General features: G+C 70.7%; 24 protein-coding genes. 11 read left to right on the top strand and 13 right to left on the bottom strand.

Going from position 1 to position 22905, the window contains the following annotated elements:
• Nucleotides 1-113: 113 nt before the first annotated feature.
• From IS481_RS06140 to IS481_RS06110, 7 genes are read right to left on the bottom strand one after another with little or no spacing between them, the layout of a single operon-like run.
• Entirely contained in the window at nt 114-776 is a 663-nt protein-coding gene (locus IS481_RS06140; RefSeq protein ID WP_104357910.1) for a deoxynucleoside kinase, read from the bottom strand.
• Nucleotides 773-1132, bottom strand: a complete 360-nt coding sequence (locus IS481_RS06135; RefSeq protein ID WP_259371687.1) for a DMT family protein — start codon at nt 1130-1132, stop codon at nt 773-775. The genes IS481_RS06140 and IS481_RS06135 overlap by 4 nt, the downstream gene beginning before the upstream one ends.
• A gap of 15 nt (nt 1133-1147) precedes the next feature.
• The gene (gene folK / locus IS481_RS06130; protein WP_104357909.1) at nt 1148-1636 is read right to left on the bottom strand and encodes a 2-amino-4-hydroxy-6-hydroxymethyldihydropteridine diphosphokinase; all 489 of its coding nucleotides are present in this window, start codon (nt 1634-1636) and stop codon (nt 1148-1150) included.
• Nucleotides 1637-1664: 28 nt separating this feature from the next.
• Entirely contained in the window at nt 1665-3176 is a 1512-nt protein-coding gene (gene pcnB, locus IS481_RS06125; RefSeq protein WP_104357908.1) for a polynucleotide adenylyltransferase PcnB, read from the bottom strand.
• A complete protein-coding gene (locus tag IS481_RS06120; RefSeq protein ID WP_104357907.1) occupies nt 3173-3859 on the bottom strand; it encodes a histidinol-phosphatase in 687 nt (228 codons plus the stop codon). Before IS481_RS06120 ends, pcnB begins: the two co-directional genes overlap by 4 nt.
• A complete protein-coding gene (hda, locus tag IS481_RS06115; protein ID WP_104357906.1) occupies nt 3856-4530 on the bottom strand; it encodes a DnaA regulatory inactivator Hda in 675 nt (224 codons plus the stop codon). The genes IS481_RS06120 and hda overlap by 4 nt, the downstream gene beginning before the upstream one ends.
• Nucleotide 4531: 1 nt before the next feature.
• The gene (locus IS481_RS06110; RefSeq protein ID WP_104357905.1) at nt 4532-5593 is read right to left on the bottom strand and encodes an AI-2E family transporter; all 1062 of its coding nucleotides are present in this window, start codon (nt 5591-5593) and stop codon (nt 4532-4534) included.
• Nucleotides 5594-5695: 102 nt separating this feature from the next.
• On the opposite strand from IS481_RS06110, the gene purM reads away from it, so the two are divergent.
• Nucleotides 5696-6730, top strand: coding sequence for a phosphoribosylformylglycinamidine cyclo-ligase (purM, locus tag IS481_RS06105; RefSeq protein WP_104357904.1), 1035 nt, complete (start codon nt 5696-5698; stop codon nt 6728-6730).
• 25 nt (nt 6731-6755) lie between these two features.
• Here purM and IS481_RS06100 read toward each other — a convergent pair whose 3' ends face one another.
• Nucleotides 6756-7622, bottom strand: coding sequence for a SirB1 family protein (locus IS481_RS06100; protein WP_104357903.1), 867 nt, complete (start codon nt 7620-7622; stop codon nt 6756-6758).
• Between the two features lie 18 nt (nt 7623-7640).
• On the bottom strand, nt 7641-9197 hold the full coding sequence (murJ, locus tag IS481_RS06095) for a murein biosynthesis integral membrane protein MurJ (RefSeq protein WP_104357902.1): 1557 nt from the start codon (nt 9195-9197) through the stop codon (nt 7641-7643).
• A 138-nt stretch (nt 9198-9335) separates the two neighbouring features.
• Between murJ and rpsT the strand changes: the two genes are divergently transcribed.
• Nucleotides 9336-9629 (top strand): 30S ribosomal protein S20, encoded by a 294-nt coding sequence (rpsT, locus tag IS481_RS06090; RefSeq protein WP_104357901.1) that lies wholly within the window; start codon nt 9336-9338, stop codon nt 9627-9629.
• 122 nt (nt 9630-9751) lie between these two features.
• Here the strand turns inward: rpsT and IS481_RS06085 are convergent, their stop codons facing one another.
• Nucleotides 9752-10075: a DUF3579 domain-containing protein gene (locus tag IS481_RS06085; RefSeq protein WP_104357900.1), complete on the bottom strand. Its 324-nt coding sequence runs from the start codon at nt 10073-10075 to the stop codon at nt 9752-9754.
• Between the two features lie 359 nt (nt 10076-10434).
• Here IS481_RS06085 and IS481_RS06080 point away from each other — a divergent pair, with 359 nt between their 5' ends.
• Nucleotides 10435-11616, top strand: a complete 1182-nt coding sequence (locus IS481_RS06080; protein ID WP_232529573.1) for an acetylornithine transaminase — start codon at nt 10435-10437, stop codon at nt 11614-11616.
• A 14-nt stretch (nt 11617-11630) separates the two neighbouring features.
• Nucleotides 11631-12563 (top strand): ornithine carbamoyltransferase, encoded by a 933-nt coding sequence (gene argF / locus IS481_RS06075; RefSeq protein WP_104357898.1) that lies wholly within the window; start codon nt 11631-11633, stop codon nt 12561-12563.
• 338 nt (nt 12564-12901) lie between these two features.
• Here argF and IS481_RS06070 read toward each other — a convergent pair whose 3' ends face one another.
• On the bottom strand, nt 12902-13282 hold the full coding sequence (locus tag IS481_RS06070) for a DUF2784 domain-containing protein (protein ID WP_104359082.1): 381 nt from the start codon (nt 13280-13282) through the stop codon (nt 12902-12904).
• Nucleotides 13283-13335: 53 nt separating this feature from the next.
• Here IS481_RS06070 and IS481_RS06065 point away from each other — a divergent pair, with 53 nt between their 5' ends.
• The 6 genes from IS481_RS06065 to kynA all read left to right on the top strand — a co-directional run bounded on the left by IS481_RS06065 (nt 13336) and on the right by kynA (nt 19097).
• The gene (locus IS481_RS06065; RefSeq protein WP_194963342.1) at nt 13336-14013 is read left to right on the top strand and encodes an HD domain-containing protein; all 678 of its coding nucleotides are present in this window, start codon (nt 13336-13338) and stop codon (nt 14011-14013) included.
• Nucleotides 14010-14357, top strand: a complete 348-nt coding sequence (locus IS481_RS06060) for a YkgJ family cysteine cluster protein (RefSeq protein ID WP_104359083.1) — start codon at nt 14010-14012, stop codon at nt 14355-14357. Before IS481_RS06065 ends, IS481_RS06060 begins: the two co-directional genes overlap by 4 nt.
• Before the next feature lie 82 nt (nt 14358-14439).
• The gene (locus tag IS481_RS06055) at nt 14440-16203 is read left to right on the top strand and encodes a vWA domain-containing protein (protein ID WP_104359084.1); all 1764 of its coding nucleotides are present in this window, start codon (nt 14440-14442) and stop codon (nt 16201-16203) included.
• A 97-nt stretch (nt 16204-16300) separates the two neighbouring features.
• Nucleotides 16301-16927 carry an arylformamidase gene (gene kynB / locus IS481_RS06050; RefSeq protein ID WP_104359085.1) on the top strand — a complete coding sequence of 209 codons (627 nt, stop codon included), beginning with the start codon at nt 16301-16303 and terminating at the stop codon, nt 16925-16927.
• Between the two features lie 35 nt (nt 16928-16962).
• Nucleotides 16963-18234, top strand: a complete 1272-nt coding sequence (gene kynU / locus IS481_RS06045) for a kynureninase (RefSeq protein ID WP_104359086.1) — start codon at nt 16963-16965, stop codon at nt 18232-18234.
• A gap of 14 nt (nt 18235-18248) precedes the next feature.
• Entirely contained in the window at nt 18249-19097 is an 849-nt protein-coding gene (gene kynA, locus IS481_RS06040) for a tryptophan 2,3-dioxygenase (RefSeq protein ID WP_104359087.1), read from the top strand.
• A 491-nt stretch (nt 19098-19588) separates the two neighbouring features.
• Here the strand turns inward: kynA and argG are convergent, their stop codons facing one another.
• Nucleotides 19589-20926 carry an argininosuccinate synthase gene (gene argG / locus IS481_RS06035; protein WP_104359088.1) on the bottom strand — a complete coding sequence of 446 codons (1338 nt, stop codon included), beginning with the start codon at nt 20924-20926 and terminating at the stop codon, nt 19589-19591.
• Between the two features lie 239 nt (nt 20927-21165).
• Here argG and ppnP point away from each other — a divergent pair, with 239 nt between their 5' ends.
• Nucleotides 21166-21483, top strand: coding sequence for a pyrimidine/purine nucleoside phosphorylase (gene ppnP, locus IS481_RS06030; RefSeq protein ID WP_104359089.1), 318 nt, complete (start codon nt 21166-21168; stop codon nt 21481-21483).
• Nucleotides 21484-22052: 569 nt separating this feature from the next.
• On the opposite strand, the gene IS481_RS06025 is transcribed toward ppnP, so the two are convergent.
• Complete coding sequence (locus IS481_RS06025) at nt 22053-22856, bottom strand: CsgG/HfaB family protein (RefSeq protein WP_104357624.1); 804 nt, start codon at nt 22854-22856, stop codon at nt 22053-22055.
• Nucleotides 22857-22905: the final 49 nt, after the last annotated feature.

Below are 22905 nucleotides of genomic sequence, written 5' to 3'. Positions count from 1 at the left end.
CTGGACGTCCGTCGGGCTGGCGCCTGGGACGCCCCCCGGAACTGGCAAAAAGTGTCGCTATTGTGACAGCAGCCGGCCACGACCCACCGGCGGCACGGGGATTCGGAATGTGCTCATGCGCCCTCCTGCGGCTGCAGCGTGAGCACTTCACGCGATCCGCCATAGCGGCGCAGGTGCGTCATGAAGCGACGGAAATCGTCCGGACGGTCGACCGGATTGAAGTGCGTGGTCTCCAGCGCCAGCACCGGCGCACCGTCGTAATGCTCGAAGTACGCGGCATAGGCGTCGCACAGCTCGCGCAGGTAGGCATCGCCGATGCCCTGCTCCATGCGGATGCCGCGCCGCGCGATGCGCTGCTGCAGCACCGGCGGCCCGGCCTGCAGCCAGATGATCAGGTCCGGCTCGGGCATCTGCGGCGCCATGCGCTGGTACATCTGCATGTACAGCTCGTATTCGTCGTCGCTGAGCGTCAGGCGCGCGAACAGCGCGTCCTTGGCGAACATGAAGTCGCTGACCACGGGCCCGGCGAACATGCCCGGCTGCACCAGCTCGCGGTACTGTTCGATGCGCTGGAACAGGAAGTACACCTGGGTCTGGAAGGCGTAGCGCGCCGCGTCGGCATAGAAGCGCTCCAGGAACGGGTTCTCCTGCGGTTTCTCGAGCATCAGCTCGCCGCCCAGCTCGGCGGCCAGCAGGCGCGCGAGCGTGCTCTTGCCCACGCCGATGGGGCCTTCGACGACGATGTGCCGGCAGGCATCGAGGGAAAACGCGGTCATGGCGTGCGGAAGATGAAGTACACCGCCCCGACCAGGCACAACCCGGCCCAGACGAAGTCCAGCTTGAACGGCACCTTCATGTAGACCATCGCGAACGGCACGAACACCGCCAGCGTGATGACCTCCTGCATGATCTTCAGCTGCGCCAGGCTGAACATGCCGCTGGAATAGCCGATGCGGTTGGCCGGCACCTGCAGGAGGTACTCGAACAGGGCGATGCCCCAGCTGACCAGCGCGGCCACGTACCACGGCTTGCTGGCCAGGTGCTTCAGGTGACCGTACCAGGCGAACGTCATGAAGACGTTGGACGCAATCAGCAGCCCGACGGTCTGGAAAGGAACGGCGGCAGGGCTCACGGGATGTGGCAGGGTTCAGTAGAGGGAGTCGGCGGTGCGCTCGACGTCCTGCGCAGCCACGGCCGCCAGCAGCGAGGACAGCGTGCCGTGGCCGGGGATGCGCACCGCGGCGTCGAGTTCGGACAGCGGCACCAGCACGAAGGCGCGCTGGTGCATGCGGGGATGGGGCACGCTGAGGTCGGGCTCGGCGATGACCGCGTCGCCCCACAGCAGCAGGTCCAGGTCCAGCGTGCGCGGCGCGTTGCGGTACGGGCGCTCGCGGCCGTAGCGCTGCTCGATCTCGCGCAGCTGGCCGAACAGGGTGCGGGCGTCGTGCGTGCACTCGAGCCGCACGACGGCGTTGAGGAAATCCGGGCCGCCGGCGTCGACCGGCGCGGTGCGGTAGACCGACGAGCCGGCGGCGGCCGTCACGCCCGGCAGGCCGGCGAGCGCGCGTGCCGCGCCGCGCAGCGTCTGCAGCGCGTCGCCGAGGTTGGCCCCCAGGCCCACGTAAGCCACGACCATGTGCGTTGTCCTGTCGGTGGCGTGCGGCTCAGTCGCTGGCGGGAACGGCCCCGTCCGCGGCAGCAGCCGCGCCCTCGCCGGCCGGCTTGCGGCGACGGCGGCGGCGCTTCTTCGCCGGGGCGGCCTCGCCCGGCTTGTCGCCGGTGCGGCGTGCCTGGTCCTGCTGGCGGGCCAGCTCGAGCAGCTCGCGGCGGCGCGGCATCTCGGCCAGCGAGAACTCCTCCCACCAGCGCGCCAGCGCCTCGTCGACCTCGCCCGCCTCGGCGCGCAGGCGCAGGAAGTCGAAGCCGGCGCGGAAGCGCGGCTGCTCGACCAGCACCATCGGGCCATTGCCGGCGCGCTTCTCGAAGCGCGGCTGCATCATCCAGATCTCGCGCATGTCGGCGGCCAGCTTGCCGCGGCCGGAGATGTCGCCGATGCGCGCGTCGAACACTTCCTCGATGGCAGCCTGCAGCGCCGGGAACGGATGCTCGCCCTGCTGGCGGCGGCGCTCCCAGCGGTCCAGCACGTCATGCCACAGCATGGCCGCGAGCATGAAGCTCGGGGCGACCGGCTTGCCCTCGGCGACGCGGCGGTCGGTGTCGGCCAGCGCCAGGCGCACGAACTTCTCGCGCCCGTCGTGGCGGCGCGTCTCGTCCAGCACCACGTCGAGGATCGGGAAGACGCCGCGGTGCAGGCCATGCGCGCGCAGCTGCTCCAGCGAGGCCAGCGCATGGCCGGTCTGCAGCAGCTTGATCATCTCGTCGAACATGCGCGAGGCCGGCACGTTCTCCAGCAGCGGGGCCATGCGGGCGATCGGCTCGCGCGTCTTCCCCTCGATCTCGAAGCCCAGCTTGGCGGCGAAGCGCACCGCGCGGATGATGCGCACCGGGTCCTCGCGGTAGCGCTGCTCCGGATCGCCGATCATGCGCAGCAGGCGCTTCTTCGCATCGCGGATGCCGTGGTGGTAGTCGACCACGATCTCGCGCTGCGGGTCGTAGTACATCGCATTGATCGTGAAGTCGCGGCGCGCCGCGTCCTCGATCTGCGGACCCCAGACGTTGTCGCGCAGCACGCGGCCGCTGGCGTCGACCACGTGGGACTTGCCCGCCAGCTCGGACTTGGCGGTCTTCTCGTTGCCGTTGACCTGTTCGGCCTCGGAGGCATCGACCTGGGCCCGGAAGGTGGAGACCTCGATCACCTCGTGGTCGCGCCCGCGCCCGAACACCACGTGCACGATGCGGAAGCGCCGGCCGATGATGAAGGCACGCCGGAACAGCGCCTTGACCTGCTCGGGCGTGGCGTTGGTGGCCACGTCGAAGTCCTTGGGACGCTTGCCGAGCAGCAGGTCGCGCACCGCCCCGCCGACGATGTAGGCCTCGTAGCCGGCGTCGGTGAGCGTCTGCACCACCTTGACGGCACGTTCGTCGACCAGCGAGCGGTCGATGCCGTGCTCGTTCTTGGGCACTTCCACGCGCTTGCCGAGATGGCGCTTGCCGGCGGTCTTGCCCGCGGCGGGCGCGGACTTGCCGAGCAGCTTGCTGATGAGTTTCTTGATCATGGAAACAGCTTCAGGATGCGCCAGCCGCGCGCCACGGCGGTCTGTTCCAGGGCCGGCGACGGGTTGGTCGCCACCGGGTCGCTGGCGCGCTCGAGCAGGGGCAAATCGTTGGGGGAATCGCTGTAGAAGCTGGTGCGACCGAAGTCCTCCCAGCGCAGGCCGAGCGACGCCAGCCACTGGTCGACCCGCGTCACCTTGCCGGCCTGGTAGGACGGCACGCCGCGGATGCGCCCGGTGACGGCGCCCTCGGCGTCGCGCTCCAGCTGCACCGCGAGCAGGTGCTCGACGCCGAACGCCGCGGCGATCGGCGCGGTGACGAACTCGTTGGTCGCGGTGACGATGGCCACCAGGTCGCCCTGCGACTGGTGCGAGCGCACCAGGTCGAGCGCGGCCGGCTTGAGGTTGGGGTGCACCACTTCCTCGACGAAGCGCTGCTGCACCCAGGCCTGCTCCTGGGGCGAGCGGGTGCGCCACGGCCGGGTGGTGAAGTCGATGTATTCGTCCAGGTCCAGGCGCCCGGCCTGGTACTGGGCGTAGTAGTGGTCGTTGCCGCGACGGAACTCCTGCGCGTCGGCCCAGCCGATGCGCACAAGGAAGTCGCCGAAGGCGTGGTCCGAATCGATCGGCAGCAGCGTGTGATCGAGGTCGAACAGGCACAGGTTGCGCACCGCGTCGCCGCTCATGGCCCCTCCTCCACCAGCATCTGCTTGAGCAGCGGCACGGTCACGGCACGGTGCGTCGCGAGCGCGAAGCGGTCGAGCCGGTCGAGCAGCCGCATCAGGCTGCCCAGGTCGCGCGAGAAGCGCGTCAGCAGGTAACTCATCACCTCGTCCGAAAGAAAGATCCCGCGCCGGTCGGCCTCGCGCCGCAGCACGGCACGGCAGTCGGCCTCGGACAGCGGCAGCAACTGGAAGACATGGCCCCAGCCGAGCCGGGTACGCAGGTCGTCGCGCAGCGGCAGGTCCACCGGAGGCGCGTCGCCGGCCGCCGCGATCGGCAGGCCCTGCGTCGTCGCCTGGACGAACAGCACGAAGGCGCGGTGCTGCTGGTCGGGGTCGTAGCGCTGGCAGTCGTCCAGCACCAGCGCCTGCCAAGTGTCGTCGAATTCGAGGTCCCTCGGCGCCGAAGGGTCGAACCAGCCGACCCGCCCGCCCTGCGCCTGCACCTCGTGGGCCAGCGCCAGCAGCAGGTGCGTCTTGCCGCAGCCGCCCGGGCCCCAGAGGTAGACCGGCGCCGGCCGGGCCTGGCCGGCCAGCGTGCGCACATGTTCCACGGCCGCCGCGTTCGGACCGCGGAAAAAATTCTCGAAACCCGGGGGTTCGTCCGGGCCCAGGCCCAGCGGTAGCTGTTTCATGTCAGCCCAGATACAACCGGCTCTCGAGGTAGGTCCGGCGCAGCCGCCGCACCGCCACGACCAGCAGCGCGCTGACCGGCAGCGCGATCAGCACGCCGACGAAGCCGAGCAGGTGGCCGAAGGCCAGCAGCGCGAAGATCACCGTGATCGGGTGCATGCCGATGCGCTCGCCCACCAGCCGCGGCGTGAGGTAGAAGCTCTCGACCAGCTGGCCGATGCCGTAGACCACCGCCACGCCGATGACGCCGTACCAGCTCGCGAACTGCAGCACGCCGGCCAGCAGCGCCAGCACCATGCCGAGCCCGAAGCCCAGATAGGGAATGAAGATGGCCAGCCCGGTGAACACGCCCACCGGCACGGCCAGGTCGAAACCGAACAGCGCCAGCCCGACGCTGTAGTAGGCGGCCAGGATCACCATCACCAGCAGCTGGCCGCGCAGGTACTGCCCGAGCACCTCGTCGCACTCGGCCAGGAAGCCCGTCATCCCGGCCTCGAAGCGCGGCGGCACGAACTGCAGCGTGCGCCGCACCACCTCGGGCCAGTCCATCAGCAGGTAGAACAGCACCACCGGCACCAGCACCGCATGGCCGGCGATCGCCAGCACGAAGCTGCCGCCGATGCGCGCCGAGCTGAGCGCGGTCGACAGCCAGTCCTCCAGGTTGGCGTTGAGGTACTTGACGACGAAGGCCTTGATGCTGGCGATGTCCAGGGACAGGTTCACGCCGTGCTGCGCCAGCCAGGGGGCGAGGACCTCGTTGAGGCGCGCGGCCAGCACCGGGATCTGCTCGCGCAGCAGCGGCAGCTCCTTGGACAGGATCGGCACCATCAGCAGCAACAGGCCCAGGACCGCCAGGATCGCCACCGCCTCGAGCAGCAGCACCGCCAGCAGCCGCGGCAGCCGGCGCGCCACCAGCCATTCGACGGCCGGATGCAGCGCATAGGCCAGCACCGCCGCCAGCAGGAAGGGCAGCAGCACCGGCGCGAGCAGCCACAGCAGCAGCAGGGCCGCCGCCGCGATGCCGAGCCAGGCGACGGTACGTCGTTGAGCCGCAGTGAGAGTCATGAAGGCAGTGCAGGAGGTGCCGGAGGAAGGCGCCGGTCGGGACCGGCCGGTAAAATCGCGCAAATTCTATAGGCCCGGCACACCCTGCCCGGCAGACCCATCATGTCCAACACCCCCCTGTCCTACCGTGATGCCGGCGTCGACATCGATGCCGGCGACGCCCTCGTCGACCGCATCAAGCCCCTGGCCAAGCGCACGCTGCGCGAAGGCGTGCTGGGCGGCATCGGCGGTTTCGGCGCCCTGTTCGAGGTGCCCAAGCGCTACCAGGAACCCGTGCTGGTCAGCGGCACCGACGGCGTGGGCACCAAGCTCAAGCTGGCCTTCGAATGGGGCATGCACGACACCGTCGGCATCGACCTCGTCGCGATGAGCGTCAACGACGTGCTGGTGCAAGGCGCCGAGCCGCTGTTCTTCCTCGACTACTTCGCCTGCGGCAAGCTGGATGTCGACACCGCCGCGCGCGTGGTCGGCGGCATCGCGCGCGGCTGCGAGGAATCGGGCTGTGCGCTGATCGGCGGCGAGACCGCCGAGATGCCCGGCATGTACCCGCCCGGCGAATACGACCTGGCCGGCTTCTGCGTCGGCGTGGTCGAGAAGGGCCGCATCGTCGACGGCCGCAGCATCGCCCCCGGCGACGTGGTGCTGGGGCTGGCCTCCAGCGGCGTGCATTCCAACGGCTACTCGCTGGTGCGCAAGGTGGTCGAGCGCGCCGCCGAGCGCCTGCCCGCGACGCTGGACGGCCAGCCGTTCCGCGAGCGCGTGATGGCCCCCACCCGCCTGTACGTGAAGCCGGTGCTGGCCGCGCTGCAGCAGGTGGCGATCAAGGGCATGGCCCACATCACCGGCGGCGGCCTGGTGGAGAACATCCCGCGCTGCCTGCCCGAGACCACCAAGGCCGTCATCGACGGCGGCAGCTGGCCGCGGCCGGAGATTTTCAGCTGGCTGCAGCGCGAAGGCGGCGTCGCCGAGTCGGAAATGCACCGCACCTTCAACTGCGGCATCGGCTTCGTCGTGATCGTGGCCGAGGCCGACGCGGCCCGCGCCACCGAGATCCTGCAGGCCCAGGGCCAGACCGTCTACCGCATCGGCCGCATCGAGGCCCGCCAGGGCGACGAGCACCAGACCCAGGTGATCTGACGGCCGCCGGCCGCGCGCACCGTCTTCAGTGCAGGCGCGGCGGCCCGTCGCCGCGCAGCGCGCGCAGGCCTTCCAGGCGTTCGGCCATTTCCAGCCGGTCGTCGGCGTCCTCGGCCTCCTGCACGTAGATCGCCAGGTCGGCGATCGCCTCGTCGAGCAGCCCCATCTCGGAGCGCACCAGCCCGCGGTCACGCCGCTCTTCCCAGTCCTCGGGCAGCAGGACCACCAGCCGGTCCAGCACCGCCAGCAGCATCGGCCCGTCCTCGCGCATCCGGTAGATCTCCTTCAGGTTGCGCAGCATGCGCGCGATCACCTCGCGCGGCGTGGCCGACTGCAGGAACAGCCCGAGCGGCAGGTCGAACTCGCCGACCAGCCCCTGCTGGCGCTTGTAGGGATCGAGCCGCTCGTCCAGCTCCTCGCGCGACAGCGAATGCCCCGAGAACGGGTCCATCACCACCTCGCCCTGCGGCATGCGCAGCTTCACGAGGAAATGGCCCGGGAACGACACGCCGTGGGCCTTCAGCCCGATCTGGCGCGCCAGGTCCATGTAGATCACGGCCAGCGAGATCGGGATGCCGCGCCGGGTGCGCAGCACGGCGTTCAGGCAGCTGTTGTGCGGGTCGTAGTAGTCGTTGACGTTGCCGCCGAAGCCGAGCTCCTGGAAGAAGTAGCGGTTGAGCATGCGCAGCCGCTGCATCGGTCCGGCGTCGGCCGGCAGCCGGCGCTTGAGCCGCTCGCCCAGCTGGTCGATCTCGTCCAGCACCGACTGAAGGTCCAGCTCGGGAAACTCGTCCAGCGCGAGCGAGGCCGCCACTTCGGTGAGCGGGAAGCCTTCGTCCTCGGCGACGAGCGAAGAAAAGTACTCCAGGGCGGAGGGGGCCTCGAACTGCATGCAGGCAGTGTAGTCCGCTCAGGCGCGCTTGACGAACTGGCGCGGCCGTACCCCCAGCGCCAGCAGGACCGCGAAGTACACCGCGGCGGCGGCGCCCACCGCGGCGGCCAGCCATGCCGCGCGCAGCCAGGGGGTGGCGCGCAGCCCGGTCCAGTCCAGCGCATGGGCAGCCCACCACAGCCCGGCGCCCATCACCAGCGTGGCCAGCGCCACCCGCCACAGGAAGCCGAGCCAGCCCGGCGCCGGGCGGTACGAGCCGCGCCGGCGCAGCCCCCACAGCAGCCAGCCCGCGTTGACCAGCGCGCCGATGCCGATCGACAGGGCCAGCCCGGCATGGCCGAGCAGCGGCACGAAGGCCAGGTTCATCAGCTGGGTCAGGCACAGCACCGTGATCGCGATGCGCACCGGCGTGCGCACGTCCTGCCGGGCGTAGAAGCCCGGGGCCAGCACCTTGATCGCGATCAGCCCCAGCAGGCCGACGCCGTAGCCCATCAGCGCGATCATGGTCTGCTGCACGTCGCGCTCGGTGAAGGCGCCGTAGTGAAACACCCCGGCCACCAGCGGGCGCGCGAACAGCAACAGCGCGGCGGCCGACGGCAGCGCCAGCAGCACCACCAGCCGCAGGCCCCAGTCCAGCAGCCCGGAATAGCGCGCCGTGTCCTGCTGCGCCTGGGCGGCCGACAGCTGCGGCAGCAGCACCACGCCCAGCGCCACGCCCAGCAGGCCGGTGGGAAACTCCATCAGGCGGTCGGCATAGGTCAGCCAGGACACCGCACCGGGCCCCAGGTGCGAGGCGATCTGCGTGTTGATCAGCAGCGACAGCTGCGCGACCGACACGCCCAGCAGCGCCGGCGCCATCAGCCCGAGGATGCGCCGCACGCCCTCGTGCTGCAGCGCCGCGCGCGGCGAGCGCAGCCGCGGCAGCATGCCGATGCGCGCCAGCGCCGGCACCTGGATGCCGAACTGCAGCAGCCCGCCGAGCATCACGCCCGCGGCCATCGCGTAGATCGGCGGGATGCCCCAGGCCGCAAGGCGCGGCGCGAGCAGCCAGGCCGCGGCGATCATCGCGAGGTTGAGCAGCACCGGCGTGGCCGCCGGCACCGCGAAGCGCTTCCAGGTGTTCAGCACCCCGGCCGAGAGCGCGACCAGCGACATGAAGCCGATGTACGGGAACATGTAGCGGGTCATCGTGACCGCCGCCTCGAAGCTGCCCGGCGTCTCGCGCAGGCCGGCGGCCATCAGGTACACCAGCAGCGGCGCCCCCAGCACGCCGACCACGCAGGTGGCCAGCAGCGCCCAGAACAGCACGGTGGCCACCGCATCGACCAGGTCCCGCGTGGCCGCATCGCCGTCGCGCTCGCGGCTGGCCGCCAGCACCGGCACGAAGGCCTGGGAGAAGGCGCCCTCGGCGAACAGCCGGCGCAGCAGGTTGGGAATGCGGAAGGCGACGTTGAACGCGTCGGTCCAGGCACTGGAGCCGAAGCTGGCGGCGACCAGCTGCTCCCGCAGGAGCCCGGTGATGCGCGACGCGAGGGTGAACAGCGAGACGGTCGAAGCAGCGCGAAGCAGGTTCATGGACGACCGCCCCAGCCGGCGGATGCGCAAAGACGCGCGATTATAGGAAGCTGCGGTGCTTGTGCGGCTGGCGCATGGACTCGGCTCTCGGGTGATGCTATACTCGCAGTCTTTTCCCAACCCGGAAACAGAACACCCATGGCCACTTCTTCCAAAGCCAAGAAAACCGTTCGCATCGCCTCTGGCCGCAAGCGCGCGCGCCAGAACGTCAAGCTCAATGCCGCGAACACCGCCCTGCGCTCGCGTTTTCGCACGGTGATCAAGAACGTGCAGAAGGCCGTGCAGGCCGGCGACAAGGCCAAGGCCGCCGAGCTGTACAAGACCGCCCAGAAGGTCATCGATTCCATCGCCGACAAGGGCATCTTCCACAAGAACAAGGCCGCTCGTCACAAGAGCCGCCTGTCCGCAGCGATCAAGTCGCTGTCTGCCTGAAGACGACGGCCGGGTTGGCAACACGAAGGGCTCGCAAGCGCGAGCCCTTTTTCATTTCCGGGACCGGCTCGGGTGGCTGCCACCGCAGCGCCGGAAGCCGGAAAAAAGAAGCCCGCGGAGGGTCAGCTTCTCGCGGGCGGATCGGGCAGCAGGCAGGCCTCGGCGACCTGCAACTCGTTGTCCCTGGCAAAGTTGAGCACGAAGTCCCAGGCCATCGGTTCGATGTCGCGTATCGCTTCGCTGACGACCACGCACTTGACCCCGTTGATGACGGTCGGCACGCAGTAGGGCGAGTAGCCGAGGTGGCCGTCGGGGCCGGACTGCCCGCCGGGACGGAACCGGGCCATGACCCCTGCCAGTCGCTCGGCCCAGTCGCTAGGGCGAAAGGTGCGGCCGTCTTTGGTGATCCCCTGTATGAAGATCTCGCGGGGTTTGGCTGTCGTCATGCGGCGGTGACCGGGAAAAATGGGGCCGCTGGTGGCGGCCTGCGCAGCAGGAAGTGTAGTTCGCTGCAGCGCAACATGAGTCCTGCAAATAATATCTTATAGAGGACTTCCTGACGGACTCGGCAGGGCATTCTCGCGCGCGTCGCGTGTCCCTGCCCCGTACGCACCGGGCAGCCCTCGTGCCTGCGGCCGCGGCCCGCATGATCGCAGTGCCAGCTGTCAGCTGGCTTTCGTTTCCGCACCGATAGAATGGAGCGCCAACACGCGGAAGTTGGACCCGGGCGCGACACCCGGGCTTCTTTCGCGATTTTTGTTTTTTGGAGCCTGCGATGAACGCCCCTGAGAAAGCGCCCGTGCCCATGCCTCATGTGATGAACACCTACGGCCGTCTGCCGATCGCGTTGTCGCACGGTCGAGGCTGCTGGGTCTGGGACACCGAGGGCCGCAAGTACCTCGACGGCCTGGGCGGCATCGCGGTCAACACCCTGGGCCACGCGCACCCGAAGCTGGTGCCGGCGCTGCAGGACCAGGTCGCCAGGCTGATCCACTGCTCGAACTACTACCAGGTGCCGCTGCAGGAGCAGCTGGCGGCCAAGCTGGTCGAGCTGTCGGGCATGAGCAACGTGTTCTTCTGCAACTCGGGGCTGGAAGCCAACGAGGCGGCGCTGAAGATCGCGCGCAAGTACGGCCACGAGAAGGGCATCGAGTCGCCCGAGATCGTGGTGTACGAGAAGGCCTTCCACGGCCGCTCGATCGCCACGCTGTCGGCCACCGGCAACGCCAAGGTGCAGAAGGGCTTCGAGCCGCTGGTGCCGGGCTTCGTGCGCGTGCCGCTGAACGACGCCGCCGCCATCGAGGAAGTCGCGCGCACCCGCCCGAACGTGGTCGCGGTGTTCCTCGAGACCATCCAGGGCGAAGGCGGCATCAACCCCGCGCGCGCCGAGTACCTGCAGGCGGTGCGCCGCATCTGCGACGAGCGCGGCTGGCTGCTGATGATCGACGAGGTGCAGTGCGGCATCGGCCGCACCGGCAAGTGGTTCGCGCACCAGTGGGCCGGCATCGTGCCGGACGTGATGCCGCTGGCCAAGGGCCTGGGCTCGGGGGTGCCGATCGGCGCGGTGGTCGCCGGCCCGAAAGCGGCCGACGTGTTCCAGCCGGGCAACCACGGCACCACCTTCGGCGGCAACCCGCTGGCGATGCGCGCCGGCGTCGAGACGCTGCGCATCATGGAGGAAGACGGCCTGGTGGAGAACGCGGCGCGCGTCGGCGCAGCGCTGAAGGCCGGCCTGCAGCGCGAGCTGGCGGGCGTGGCCGGCGTCACCGAGGTGCGCGGCCAGGGCCTGATGATCGGCATCGAGCTGGACCGCCCCTGCGGCGTGCTGCTCGGCCGCGCGGCCGAGGCCGGGCTGCTGGTCAGCGTCACGGCCGACAAGGTGATCCGCCTGGTGCCGCCGCTGATCCTCAGCGAGGACGAGGCGAACCAGATCGTCGCGATCCTGTGCCCGCTGATCAAGCAATTCCTTTCGGAACCCGCCGCATGACGAGGAACACGCCGATGAAACCCGGAAACTCGCTGATCAAGCATTACCTGCAGTTCAAGGACCTGCGAGCCGAGGAATACGCCTACCTGTTCGAACGCGCGGCCATCATCAAGAAGCGCTTCAAGAACTACGAGAAGTACACCCCGCTGGTCGACCGCACGCTGGCGATGATCTTCGAGAAGGCCTCGACGCGCACCCGCGTGAGCTTCGAGGCCGGCATGTACCAGATGGGCGGCTCGGTGGTGCACCTGACCACCGGCGACAGCCAGCTCGGCCGCGCCGAGCCGATCGAGGACAGCGCGCGCGTGATCTCGCGCATGGTCGACCTGGTGATGATCCGCACCTTCGAGCAGGCCAAGATCGAGGCCTTCGCGGCGCACTCGCGCGTGCCGGTCATCAACGGCCTGACCAACGAGTTCCACCCCTGCCAGATCCTGGCGGACATCTTCACCTACATCGAGCACCGCGGCTCGATCCAGGGCAAGGTGGTGGCCTGGGTGGGTGACGGCAACAACATGGCCAACACCTGGCTGCAGGCGGCGGAGATCCTCGGCTTCACCGTGCACCTGAGCTCGCCGACCGGCTACGAGGTCGACCCGAAGCTCGCCGGCGTGACCGACCTGTCCTGCTTCAAGACCTTCAAGGACCCGATGGACGCCTGCCGCGGCGCCGACCTCGTGACCACCGACGTGTGGACCAGCATGGGCTTCGAGGCCGAGAACGAGCAGCGCCGCAAGGCCTTCGCCGACTGGTGCGTCGACGCCGAGATGATGGCCGTGGCCAGGCCGGATGCGCTGTTCATGCACTGCCTGCCCGCCCACCGCGGCGAGGAAGTCACCGCCGAGGTGATCGACGGCCCCCAATCCGTCGTCTGGGACGAGGCGGAGAACCGCATGCACGTGCAGAAGGCGCTGATGGAATACCTGTTGCTCGGGAGGATCGGCTGATGCCTGCATGCGGTTCCGGCGCAGGCTCACATCGCGCCAGCGATGTGAAGGCGCGCAGCGCCGGCCGCAGCCAGAACGCATGCACGTGCAGAAGGCGCTGATGGAATACCTGTTGCTCGGGAGGATCGGCTGATGCCTGCATGCGGTTCCGGCGCAGGCTCACATCGCGCAGCGATGTGAAGGCGCGCAGCGCCGGCCGCAGCCAGAACGCATGCACGTGCAGAAGGCGCTGATGGAATACCTGTTGCTCGGGAGGATCGGCTGAAGCCTGCATGCGGTTCCGGCGCAGGCTCACGGCGCGCCAGCGACGTGAAGGCGGGCCGTCCGGCGAGGAACGGCTAGCGCCGGGCCGGCGGGGGCCTGCGGCGGCGACGCCAGAGCCCGGCATAAAGCCCCGCGTTGAGGGCCAGCACGCACACCGCCAGCCCCGCCTGGATCGCCGGGGTCAGTCCGAGCGGATACAGCAGGGGCAGCACGTAGTGCTCGACGAAGGACGACGCGTACCCGGCCTCGCCGCCCGCGCGGCGCAGGCGCTGCTCCAGCGGCGTCAGCGGGCAGAGCCCGGCGCTCCATTCGATCCACACGCCCCAGGCCACGGCCGGCAGGTGCGCCCAGGCCAGCCACGGCCAGCGCCGCACCAGCAGGGCGCCCAGCACGACGAACGCCACGAAGCCCAGGTGCAGCAGCACCAGCGCATCGGCCAGCATCCGGTAGAGCATGATGCGAGTGTGCGGCACGCAGCCCCACCCGAACAGACCCGTCCCTGCCCGCCATGCGACTGAGCCCCGACCCACACCGCGAACTGCTGGACGACTGGCACCGGCTGTGCGAACGCCTGGGGCTGGCCGGACGCGCCTCCACCGGCGTGGGCGAGGCGCTGGTGCAGGCCTGGAGCCGCTGGCCGCGCCGCTACCACGACGCCACCCATCTGCTCGCCTGCCTGCGCCACGCGCGCGAGGTGGCCGCCCTGTGCGAGGCCCCGGACGCGGTCGCCCTGGCACTGTGGTTCCACGACGCGGTCTACTGGCCCTGGTCCAAGGCCAACGAACGGCGCAGCGCCGACTGGGCGCGGCGCTTCGTGCTCGGCTGCGGCGGCCTGCCGCCCGGACGCGCGCAGGAGCTGGCGGCGCGCGTCGAACGCCACGTCATGGCGACGCAGCACCACGCGGCCGGGGCCCTGCAGGGCGACGACCGCTGGGTGGTGGACATCGACCTCGCCATCCTCGGCCAGCCGCCCGAGGTGTACGACGCCTACGAGCAGGGCGTGCGGCGCGAGTACCGCTGGATGCCCGCCGCCACCTATGCGGCGGCGCGCCGCCGCGTGCTGCAGGGCTTCCTCGACCGCCCGCGCCTGTACGCCACCGACTGGTTCCACGCGCGGCTGGACACCCCGGCGCGCGACAACCTGCGCCGCGCCCTGGCCGCGCTGGACGCCCCCGCACCGAGATGAGCACGCCCACCGACAACCCCTGCCTGGGCTGCGGCGCCTGCTGCGCCAGCTTCCGGGTCGACTTCGCCCGCGACGAGCTCGACGAGCACGGCGGCTGCGTGCCCTCCGGCCTGGCGGTGGACGTGACCGACAACACCTGCCGCATGCGCGGCACCGACCACGCCCGCCCGCGCTGCGCCGCGCTGGTCGGCACGGTCGGCGTCGATGCGCGCTGCGGCATCTACGAGTGGCGCCCCTCGCCGTGCCGCGAGTTCGGCACCTGGGCCGCGATGGGCGTGGGCGACGACGCCTGCAGCCGGGCCCGCGCCCGCCACGGGTTGCCGCCGCTGTCCGCCCCCGTTTGACCCCGGCCGCCCCGCTGCCTCGTTCACACGGGCAAGCGCCTGCCGTCGCGGGCGCCGTGAACACGAGGAAAGCGAGGCACGCATGCATCTCCCCTGCTCCGCCGGCCCCCGGCCGGGTCGTATCCTGACCGCTGCGCTGCTGGCGCTGGCCCTGGCGGCCTGCACCGCACCGCAGACCCGCGACACGCCCGCCGGGGACGTCGCCGCCGCCCCCGCGCCGGTGCCCGCAGGCCCGGTCCCCGCCCCTGCCGTCCCCACGCCGCCGGTGCCGGTGGCCACACCCTCGCCAGCCGAGGCGCGCATCGCCGCCGAGCGCCGGCTCGCCCGCGCGCGCCAGGGCACCGCGCCGGGCCAGGTGGCAGCGCCCGTGCCACGGCCGCTGCCGCCGCGGGTGCAGGACCTGCCCTACAGCCACGTCATCACGCAGGGCGCGGCACCGCATCCGGTGCGGCGGGTGGCCACCGACCCGGTGTCGACCTTCTCGGTGGACGTGGACACCGGCTCCTACACCAGTGTGCGTGGCCTGCTGCAGCGGGGCCTGGCCGTGCCGCGCGAGGCCGTGCGCGTCGAGGAGATGCTGAACTACTTCAGCTACGACTACCCGCGCCCGGCCGCCGGCGCCGCCGACCCGTTCAGCGTGCACGCCGAGCTGGTGCCCAGCCCCTGGAACCCGCACAACCACCTGCTGAAGATCGGCATCCAGGCGGCCGACCCGGCCAAGGACACGCTGCCGCCGGCGAACCTCGTGTTCCTGGTCGACGTCTCGGGCTCGATGGCCGTGCCGCAGGCGCTGCCGGTGGTGCAGCAGTCGCTGCTGGCCTTCGTCGACGAGCTGCGCGAGCAGGACCGCGTCTCCATCGTCACCTACTCCGCCACCACCCGCGTGCTGCTGGCATCGGTCCCCGGCGACCGCAAGGAGCTGATCCGCGAGGCGATCCGCTCGCTGCACGCCAGCGGCAGCACGGCCGGCGGCGCCGGGCTGCGCCTGGCCTACCAGCAGGCGCGCCGCAGCTACATCCCGGGCGGCATCAACCGCATCCTGCTGGCCACCGACGGCGACTTCAATGTCGGCGTGACCGGCATCGACCAGCTCAAGCAGATCGTCGCGGCCGAACGCAAGTCCGGCATCGGGCTGTCCACGCTGGGCGTGGGCCTGGTGCGCTACAACGACGCGCTGATGGAGCAGATCGCCGACGCCGGCGACGGCAAGTACTCGTTCCTCGACTCGGTGGCCGAGGGCCGCAAGGTGCTGGTGCAGGAGTTCACCTCGACGCTGGCCACCGTCGCCAGCGACGTGAAGCTGCAGCTTGAGTTCAACCCGGCGGTGGTCAAGGAGTACCGGCTGATCGGCTACGACAACCGGCAGCTCGCGCGCGAGGACTTCAACAACGACCGGGTCGATGCGGGCGACGTCGGCGCGGGCCACCGCGTGACCGCGCTGTACGAGCTCACGCTGCAGGGCCGGCCCGGCCTGCTCGACGAGGAACGTTACCCCGCCAACCGCCCGGCCGCCGCGTCCGGCGACACCCGGGCCGGCGAACTGGGCTGGCTGAAGATCCGCTACAAGCGTCCCGGCGAGGCGCGCAGCCGGCTGCTGGAACAAGCCGTCGCGAACGCGCCGAAGCCGCTGGCCGAGGCCGGCGCGGACGTCCGCTTCGCCGCCGCGGTGGCCGCCTACGGGCAGCTGCTGCAGGGCTCGCCCTACCTGGGCGACTTCGGCTGGCCGCAGGTGCTGGAGCTGGCCCGCTCCGGCCTGGGTGCCGACCCGTACGGACAGCGGCGCGAGTTCCTCACGCTGGTGCAGCGGGCCGCCCGGCGCGCGCCGCGCGAGCTGCCCGAAGGCTGAACCCCTCCGGAAAATCACGAGGCGTTGGAAATAACCGACACCATGGGTTTTTCCCGGGTGCTAGAAACGGCGCTCCCTGACGTTCACGTTGAACCTCATGAAGCGCCTGTGGGACATCTCGCCCCCCCTGCACACCGGCAGCCCGGTCTTTCCGGGTGACACGCCCTACCGGCAGCGCTGGGCCGCCAGCATCGGCCCGGGCTGCCCGGTCAACGTCAGCGAGCTCACCCTCTCGCCGCATGCCGGTGCGCACGCCGACGGCCCGCTGCACTACGCGGCCGGTGCCCCGGCGATCGGCAACGTCGCGCTGGATGCCTTCCTCGGCCCCTGCCGCGTGGTGCACTGCATCGACGTCGGCCCGCTGGTGCTGCCCGAGCACCTGCGGCACGCCGCCGACGGCCTGCCGCCGCGCGTGCTGGTGCGCACCTGCCGCCAGGCCCCGGTCGACCGCTGGGTCGACGACTTCACCGCCTTCGCGCCGCAGACGCTGGAATGGCTGGCCGACCGCGGCGTGCGGCTGGTCGGCATCGACACCGCCTCGGTGGACCCGGCGCCCAGCAAGACGCTGGACGCCCACCAGGTGCTGCTGCGGCGCGACCTGCGCGTGCTGGAGAACCTGGTGCTCGACGACGTCGAGGAAGGCGACTACGAGCTGATCGCCCTGCCCCTGAAGCTGGTGCAGGCCGATGCCAGCCCGGTGCGTGCGGTGCTGCGCGAGCTGTGACGCCGGCGCTTGACGAGGACATGGAAGGACCCTCAATGACCACGAGACAGGACTGCGTCGTCCGCGACCGACATGACCCGCTCGCCCCGTTGCGCGAGCAGTTCCACCTGCCCGATGGGGTGATCTACCTCGACGGCAATTCGCTGGGCGTGCGCCCCAAGGCCACCACCGAGCGCATGCAGCAGGTGCTGCACGACGAGTGGGGCACCGACCTGATCCGCAGCTGGAACACCGCCGGCTGGATCCACCTGCCGCAGCGCGTGGGCAACAAGATCGCCCGCCTGGTCGGCGCCGGCGAGAACGAGCTGGTGGTCGCCGACTCGACCTCGGTCAACCTGTACAAGGTGCTCAGCGCCGCCGCGCGCATCCAGCGCGAGCGCGACCCGCAGCGGCGCGCCATCCTCTCCGAGCGCAGCAACTTCCCGACCGACCTCTACATCGCCGAGAGCCTGTGCAAGGAGCTGGGCTGGACGCTGCGCCTGCTGGAGGCCGACGAGGTCGAGTCCCACCTCGGCCCCGAGGTCGCGGTGCTGATGCTCACCCAGGTGAACTACCGCACCGGCCGCATGTTCGACATGGCGCGCCTGACTGCCGCCGCCCACGCGGCCGGCGTGCTCGCGGTCTGGGACCTGTGCCACTCGGCCGGCGCGGTGCCGGTGGACCTCAAGGGCGCGGACGCCGACTTCGCGATCGGCTGCGGCTACAAGTACCTCAACGGCGGCCCCGGCGCGCCGGCCTTCGTGTGGGTGCACCCGCGCCACGCCGACGCGTTCTCGCAGCCGCTGTCGGGCTGGATGGGACACGCCGCGCCGTTCGAGTTCATCCCGCACTACCAGCCCGCGCCCGGCATCGCGCGCTACCTGTGCGGCACGCCGCCGATCCTGTCGATGGCCGCGCTCGAGTGCGGCGTTGACACCGTGCTGGCCGCCGAGGCCCACGGCGGCATGGCGGCACTGCGCGCCAAGTCGGTCGAGCTGACCGAGCTGTTCGCGCAGCTGGTGGAAGAACGCTGCGCGGGCCATGGCCTGTCGGTGGTGTCGCCGCGCGATGCGGCGCAGCGCGGCAGCCAGGTGTGCCTGACCCGCAGCGAAGGCGGCTACGCCATCGTGCAGGCGCTGATCGCGCGCGGCGTGATCGGCGACTTCCGCGCCGGCGACAGCCAGATGCCCGACATCCTGCGCTTCGGTTTCACGCCGCTGTACACGCGCTACGTCGACGTGTGGGATGCGGTCGAGCACCTGCGCGAGGTGATGGAAAGCGGCGAGTGGCAGCGCCCCGAGTTCAACCGCCGTCATGCGGTGACCTGAGGAAGACCGACCCCATGAGCAGTACCCCGACCCCCGAAGACATCGTCCGCACCGAGAAGGCCCAGCTCGACTTCTCCCGGGACATGAGCTACGGCGACTACCTGCACTTGGACCAGGTGCTGAGCGCCCAGCATCCGCTGTCGCCCGACCACAACGAGATGCTGTTCATCATCCAGCACCAGACCAGCGAGCTGTGGATGAAGCTGATGCTGCACGAGCTGCGTGCGGCGATCGGCTGCGTGGCGAACGACGAGCTGGCGCCGGCGTTCAAGATGCTGGCGCGCGTGTCCAGGATCATGGAGCAGCTGGTGCACGCCTGGGACGTGCTGGCGACGATGACGCCGCCCGAGTACTCGGCGATCCGGCCCTACCTCGGCAACTCCAGCGGCTTCCAGAGCTGGCAGTACCGCTGCATCGAGTTCTCGCTGGGCAACAAGAACGCCGCGATGCTCAAGCCCCACTCGCACCGCCCCGAGCGGCTCGCGGAAGTGGATGCGGCCTGGCGTGCGCCCTCGCTGTACGACGAGGCGCTGCGCCTGCTGGCGCGCCGCGGCCTGCCGGTGCCGGCGACGTACGTCGAACGCGACTGGACCCAGCCCTACGTCGAAAGCGCCGAGGTCGAGCAGGCGTGGCTCGCGGTCTACCGCGACCCGCAGCGCCACTGGGACCTGTACCAGCTCGGCGAGGAGCTGACCGACCTGGAGGACGCGTTCCGGCTCTGGCGCTTCCGCCACCTGACGACGGTGGAGCGCGTGATCGGCTTCAAGCGCGGCACCGGCGGCACCTCGGGCGTGGGCTACCTGCGCAAGATGCTCGACGTGGTGCTGTTCCCGGAGATCTGGAAGCTGCGCACCGACCTCTGAGCCACACGGGCAAGGCGCGGCAGCAGGCTCCGCCAAGGCCACGAACCGGTCCTCCACGGCCGGCACGTGCACGGTGCCGGGGTTCTACGCGTGAAACGCCCCCCTGCGACTTCGTGCTGGCGCGATCCCTGCAGCCGGGGCCGGGGATGACGCCGCTCGCGTCGGGGGCCATGTTCAGCCTGCTCGCAGGCGGCGTGCTCCTCGTCGAGGACATCGGCATGGTCATGGCGCCACTGGTGGCGACCGTGCCGGCCGGCCTGCCGGCGTCGCCTCCGGGGAGCCATGCGGCCAGCCCTCGTCTGCCTGGCCATGATCGCCGCGGCCGTCGCCGTCCTGCTGCGCGGCTTGGCCCCCAGGGGGCTGGCGCGCGGGGAAGGCCCGCGCCGCCCGTTGCGCCCTCCAGCCCCTGCCCGCCACACGGCAGGCAGGCATCGCACGGCAAAAGAAAAGCGCCGCCCGGAGGCGGCGCCTGGCCTGCCGGACAGCGCGGATTACTTGCCGTCGCCGTGCTTCAGCTGGGGCAGGCTGCTGCCCTCGCCCGGCGTCAGCAGGCCGACCGAGCTGTAGATCTGCAGCTTGCCGCGCGTGTCCTCGATGTCGAGGTTGCGCATCGTCAGCTGGCCGATGCGGTCGGCCGGCGTGAAGCTCAGCTCGCCCTTTTCCATCGTCAGGCGCTCGGGCTTGTAGGTCAGGTTCGGCGAGACCGTGTCCAGCAGCGAGTAGTCGTTGCCACGGCGCAGCTCGATGCGCACCTCGCCGGTGATCGCGCGCGCCACCCAGCGCTGCGCGGTCTCGCGCAACATGATGGCCTGCGGGTCGAACCAGCGGCCCTGGTACAGCAGGCGACCCAGGCGCAGGCCGTTGATGCGGTACTGCTCGATGGTGTCCTCGTTGTGGATGCCGGTCACCAGGCGCTCGTAGGCGATGAACAGCAGCGCCATCCCCGGGGCCTCGTAGATGCCGCGGCTCTTGGCCTCGATGATGCGGTTCTCGATCTGGTCGCTCATGCCCAGGCCATGGCGGCCGCCGATGCGGTTGGCCTCCAGGATCAGGTCGACCAGGTTGCGGTACTCGACGCCGTTGAGGGCCACCGGCACGCCTTCCTCGAAGCGCACCGTGACCTCCTCGGGCTTGACCTCGACGTCCTCGCGCCAGAACGGCACGCCCATGATGGGCTGCACGATGCGGATGCTGCTGTTGAGGTGCTCCAGGTCCTTGGCCTCGTGCGTCGCCCCCAGCATGTTGGAGTCGGTCGAGTAGGCCTTCTCGGCGGACATCTTGTACTCGAAGCCCGAGGCCTGCAGGAAGGCCGACATCTCGGCGCGGCCGCCCAGCTCGTCGATGAAGGCCTGGTCCAGCCAGGGCTTGTAGATGCGCAGCGACGGGTTGGCGATCAGGCCGTAGCGGTAGAAGCGCTCGATGTCGTTGCCCTTGAAGGTCGAACCGTCACCCCAGATGTGGACGTCGTCCTCCTTCATCGCGGCCACCAGCATCGTGCCGGTGACGGCGCGGCCCAGCGGCGTGGTGTTGAAGTAGGTCACGCCCGCCGTCGAGATGTGGAAGGCACCGCACTGCAGCGCCGCGATGCCTTCGGCGGCCAGCTGGGCGCGGCAGTCGATCAGGCGCGCCTTCTCGGCCCCGTATTGCAGGGCACGGCGCGGGATGTCCTCGTAGTCGGGCTCATCCGGCTGCCCCAGGTTGGCGGTGTAGGCGTACGGGATGGCCCCCTTCTTGCGCATCCAGTGGAGCGCGGCGCTGGTGTCCAGGCCGCCGGAGAACGCAATGCCGACCTTCTGGCCGGTGGGGAGGGATTGCAGGATGGTTGCCATGTCGGGGGTGGAGAACGGTCGAGGTGGTGCAGCGCCCCGGGCGGGCGGCCGCGAAACCTTGTATTTTGCCCCGAACCGGAACCGCCGGTCCCGCCGGGGTCCGGGCTGGCGGCGCGCCGGGATCCGGGGCCGGCGGCATGTCCGGGAAGCAGCACGGGCTGGCCGCGGTCCCGGGGTGCGTGGCACGGCCTGCCGTGCAGGTACCATCGCGGCCTGCAACGACCTTTTCATCCCCCGTCATGACCACCGTCCTGAACAACGTCTCCGTCAACCCGCAGGCCAACGTCTACTTCGACGGCAAGTGCATCTCCCACACCGTCACGCTGGCCGACGGCACGCGCAAGAGCGTCGGCGTGATCCTGCCCTCGACGCTGACCTTCAACACCGGCGCCCCCGAAGTGATGGAGACCGTGGCCGGCGCCTGCCAGATCCGGCTGGCCGGCCAGACCGAATGGACCCGCTACGCCGCCGGCCAGTCCTTCGACGTGCCGGCCAACTCGAGCTTCGAGATCAAGGTCGAGGGGGAGCCGTACCACTACATCTGTCATTACGGTTGACCTCCCCCTACCGGCTGCGCCGGCCCCCTCCTGAGGAGGGGCGACGCCAGCGGACCGGCCAAGCCGGATCCGCGGCGTCCGCTGGGCCGGCACAGGCCGCCTGCGCAGCGACTGCCTCCGGCATCGGCGCCGGCATGCGACGGCCCGCAGCCACCTCGGGCGCACGCAGGGAACCTCCCCCTACCGGCTGCGCCGGCCCCCTCCTGAGGAGGGGGCGACGCCAGCGGACCGGCCGAGCCGGATCCGCGGCGTCCGCTGGGCCGGCACCGGCCGCCTGCGCAGCAACTGCCTCCGGCATCGGCGCCGGCATGCGACGGCCCGCAGCCACCTCGGGCGCACGCAGGGAACCTCCCCCTACCGGCTGCGCCGGCCCCCTCCTGGGGAGGGGGCGACGCCAGCGGACCGGCCTGTGCCGGATCCGCGGCGTCCGCTGGGCCGGCACCGGCCGCCTGCGGGTGGCCCAGCGGGAACGGCCAGGGGGCCGGACGACCGCCTCCGGCCTTGACGGTTGCCGCGCCAGAAAAGCCACGGGCCGCCGCAGCGGCCCGTGGACGGGACGACCCGGCCGGTTACTTGCCGACCTTCAGGCGGCCGCCGGTCCCCAGCCCGCCCTTGACTTCCTGCGCACGGTAGTTGCGCACCGCGCGCACCAGCTGGTTGTAGGAATCGGCGAACGCCGCGACCACGACCTTGCCTTCGGGCGTGTTGCCATAGCCGCCCAGGCCGCCGATGCCGCCGCCCAGCGCACCCAGCACCGCGCTGAAGTCGGTGTTGCGGGCACTGCCCTCGGCCGCGGCCAGCTGCACGCCGGAGCGGTTGTCGACCAACGTCAGCACGGTCGAGGCGTCGTTGAACTTCATGCTGCCCCCCAGCACCGCGCCGATGCTGCCCAGCCGTCCGCCGAGCAGGCCGCCCAGGCCGCCGGTGCCCTTCTGGCTGAACGTGATGCTGGGGCTCATCGTGTAGTCGGCCGCCACCATCTGGCCCTTGCCGAAGTTGCTGCCCTTGCGCAGCTCGCCGCTGTCCTGCAGCGCGCGCTCCTGGCGCATGTTGTTCATCGCGCGGCCGCGCTCGACGACCACGAAGCAGTTGGACTGCTGCACCAGCATGCGCAGCACGGGAATGGTGGACTGCAGCTGGTGGCTGCGCGCCTGGTGGTACCACGACGCCCCCTGGTCCTCCACCAGCGCCACGGTGCCCATCGTCTCGTTGCAACGCTCCAGCGCCGGGTTGGCGTTCTCGGCGCTCGCCCCGGCAGTGGCACCGGTGACGGCCGTCTTGGCCTCGCCGCTGCCCATGGTGGGGTTGGTCGCCATGCACCCGGCCAGGGCCAGTGCCGCCACCGGGACCGTCATGATGGTCAGTGCTTTCATACTTCCGCGCTCCTGCAGGTCGAACGGGCCGCAGCCGTCACGGTCGCGA

The sequence above is a fragment of the Caldimonas thermodepolymerans genome, assembly GCF_015476235.1.
GTDB lineage: Bacteria > Pseudomonadota > Gammaproteobacteria > Burkholderiales > Burkholderiaceae_C > Caldimonas > Caldimonas thermodepolymerans.
This window is presented reverse-complemented; position numbering and strand designations above follow the sequence as displayed.

What these genes read in the sequence shown, in the direction of transcription:
- kynU (WP_104359086.1), top strand. Translation starts at nt 16,963, where the DNA reads ATGACCACGAGACAGGACTGCGTCGTCCGCGACCGACATGACCCGCTC.
- rpsT (WP_104357901.1), top strand. Translation starts at nt 9,336, where the DNA reads ATGGCCACTTCTTCCAAAGCCAAGAAAACCGTTCGCATCGCCTCTGGC.
- IS481_RS06100 (WP_104357903.1), bottom strand. Translation starts at nt 7,622, where the DNA reads ATGCAGTTCGAGGCCCCCTCCGCCCTGGAGTACTTTTCTTCGCTCGTC.
- IS481_RS06055 (WP_104359084.1), top strand. Translation starts at nt 14,440, where the DNA reads ATGCATCTCCCCTGCTCCGCCGGCCCCCGGCCGGGTCGTATCCTGACC.
- IS481_RS06120 (WP_104357907.1), bottom strand. Translation starts at nt 3,859, where the DNA reads ATGAGCGGCGACGCGGTGCGCAACCTGTGCCTGTTCGACCTCGATCAC.
- IS481_RS06110 (WP_104357905.1), bottom strand. Translation starts at nt 5,593, where the DNA reads ATGACTCTCACTGCGGCTCAACGACGTACCGTCGCCTGGCTCGGCATC.
- kynA (WP_104359087.1), top strand. Translation starts at nt 18,249, where the DNA reads ATGAGCAGTACCCCGACCCCCGAAGACATCGTCCGCACCGAGAAGGCC.
- IS481_RS06025 (WP_104357624.1), bottom strand. Translation starts at nt 22,856, where the DNA reads ATGAAAGCACTGACCATCATGACGGTCCCGGTGGCGGCACTGGCCCTG.
- kynB (WP_104359085.1), top strand. Translation starts at nt 16,301, where the DNA reads ATGAAGCGCCTGTGGGACATCTCGCCCCCCCTGCACACCGGCAGCCCG.
- purM (WP_104357904.1), top strand. Translation starts at nt 5,696, where the DNA reads ATGTCCAACACCCCCCTGTCCTACCGTGATGCCGGCGTCGACATCGAT.
- IS481_RS06085 (WP_104357900.1), bottom strand. Translation starts at nt 10,075, where the DNA reads ATGACGACAGCCAAACCCCGCGAGATCTTCATACAGGGGATCACCAAA.
- folK (WP_104357909.1), bottom strand. Translation starts at nt 1,636, where the DNA reads ATGGTCGTGGCTTACGTGGGCCTGGGGGCCAACCTCGGCGACGCGCTG.
- pcnB (WP_104357908.1), bottom strand. Translation starts at nt 3,176, where the DNA reads ATGATCAAGAAACTCATCAGCAAGCTGCTCGGCAAGTCCGCGCCCGCC.
- murJ (WP_104357902.1), bottom strand. Translation starts at nt 9,197, where the DNA reads ATGAACCTGCTTCGCGCTGCTTCGACCGTCTCGCTGTTCACCCTCGCG.
- hda (WP_104357906.1), bottom strand. Translation starts at nt 4,530, where the DNA reads ATGAAACAGCTACCGCTGGGCCTGGGCCCGGACGAACCCCCGGGTTTC.
- IS481_RS06065 (WP_194963342.1), top strand. Translation starts at nt 13,336, where the DNA reads ATGCGACTGAGCCCCGACCCACACCGCGAACTGCTGGACGACTGGCAC.
- argG (WP_104359088.1), bottom strand. Translation starts at nt 20,926, where the DNA reads ATGGCAACCATCCTGCAATCCCTCCCCACCGGCCAGAAGGTCGGCATT.
- IS481_RS06070 (WP_104359082.1), bottom strand. Translation starts at nt 13,282, where the DNA reads ATGCTCTACCGGATGCTGGCCGATGCGCTGGTGCTGCTGCACCTGGGC.
- IS481_RS06080 (WP_232529573.1), top strand. Translation starts at nt 10,435, where the DNA reads ATGCCTCATGTGATGAACACCTACGGCCGTCTGCCGATCGCGTTGTCG.
- argF (WP_104357898.1), top strand. Translation starts at nt 11,631, where the DNA reads ATGAAACCCGGAAACTCGCTGATCAAGCATTACCTGCAGTTCAAGGAC.
- IS481_RS06060 (WP_104359083.1), top strand. Translation starts at nt 14,010, where the DNA reads ATGAGCACGCCCACCGACAACCCCTGCCTGGGCTGCGGCGCCTGCTGC.
- IS481_RS06140 (WP_104357910.1), bottom strand. Translation starts at nt 776, where the DNA reads ATGACCGCGTTTTCCCTCGATGCCTGCCGGCACATCGTCGTCGAAGGC.
- ppnP (WP_104359089.1), top strand. Translation starts at nt 21,166, where the DNA reads ATGACCACCGTCCTGAACAACGTCTCCGTCAACCCGCAGGCCAACGTC.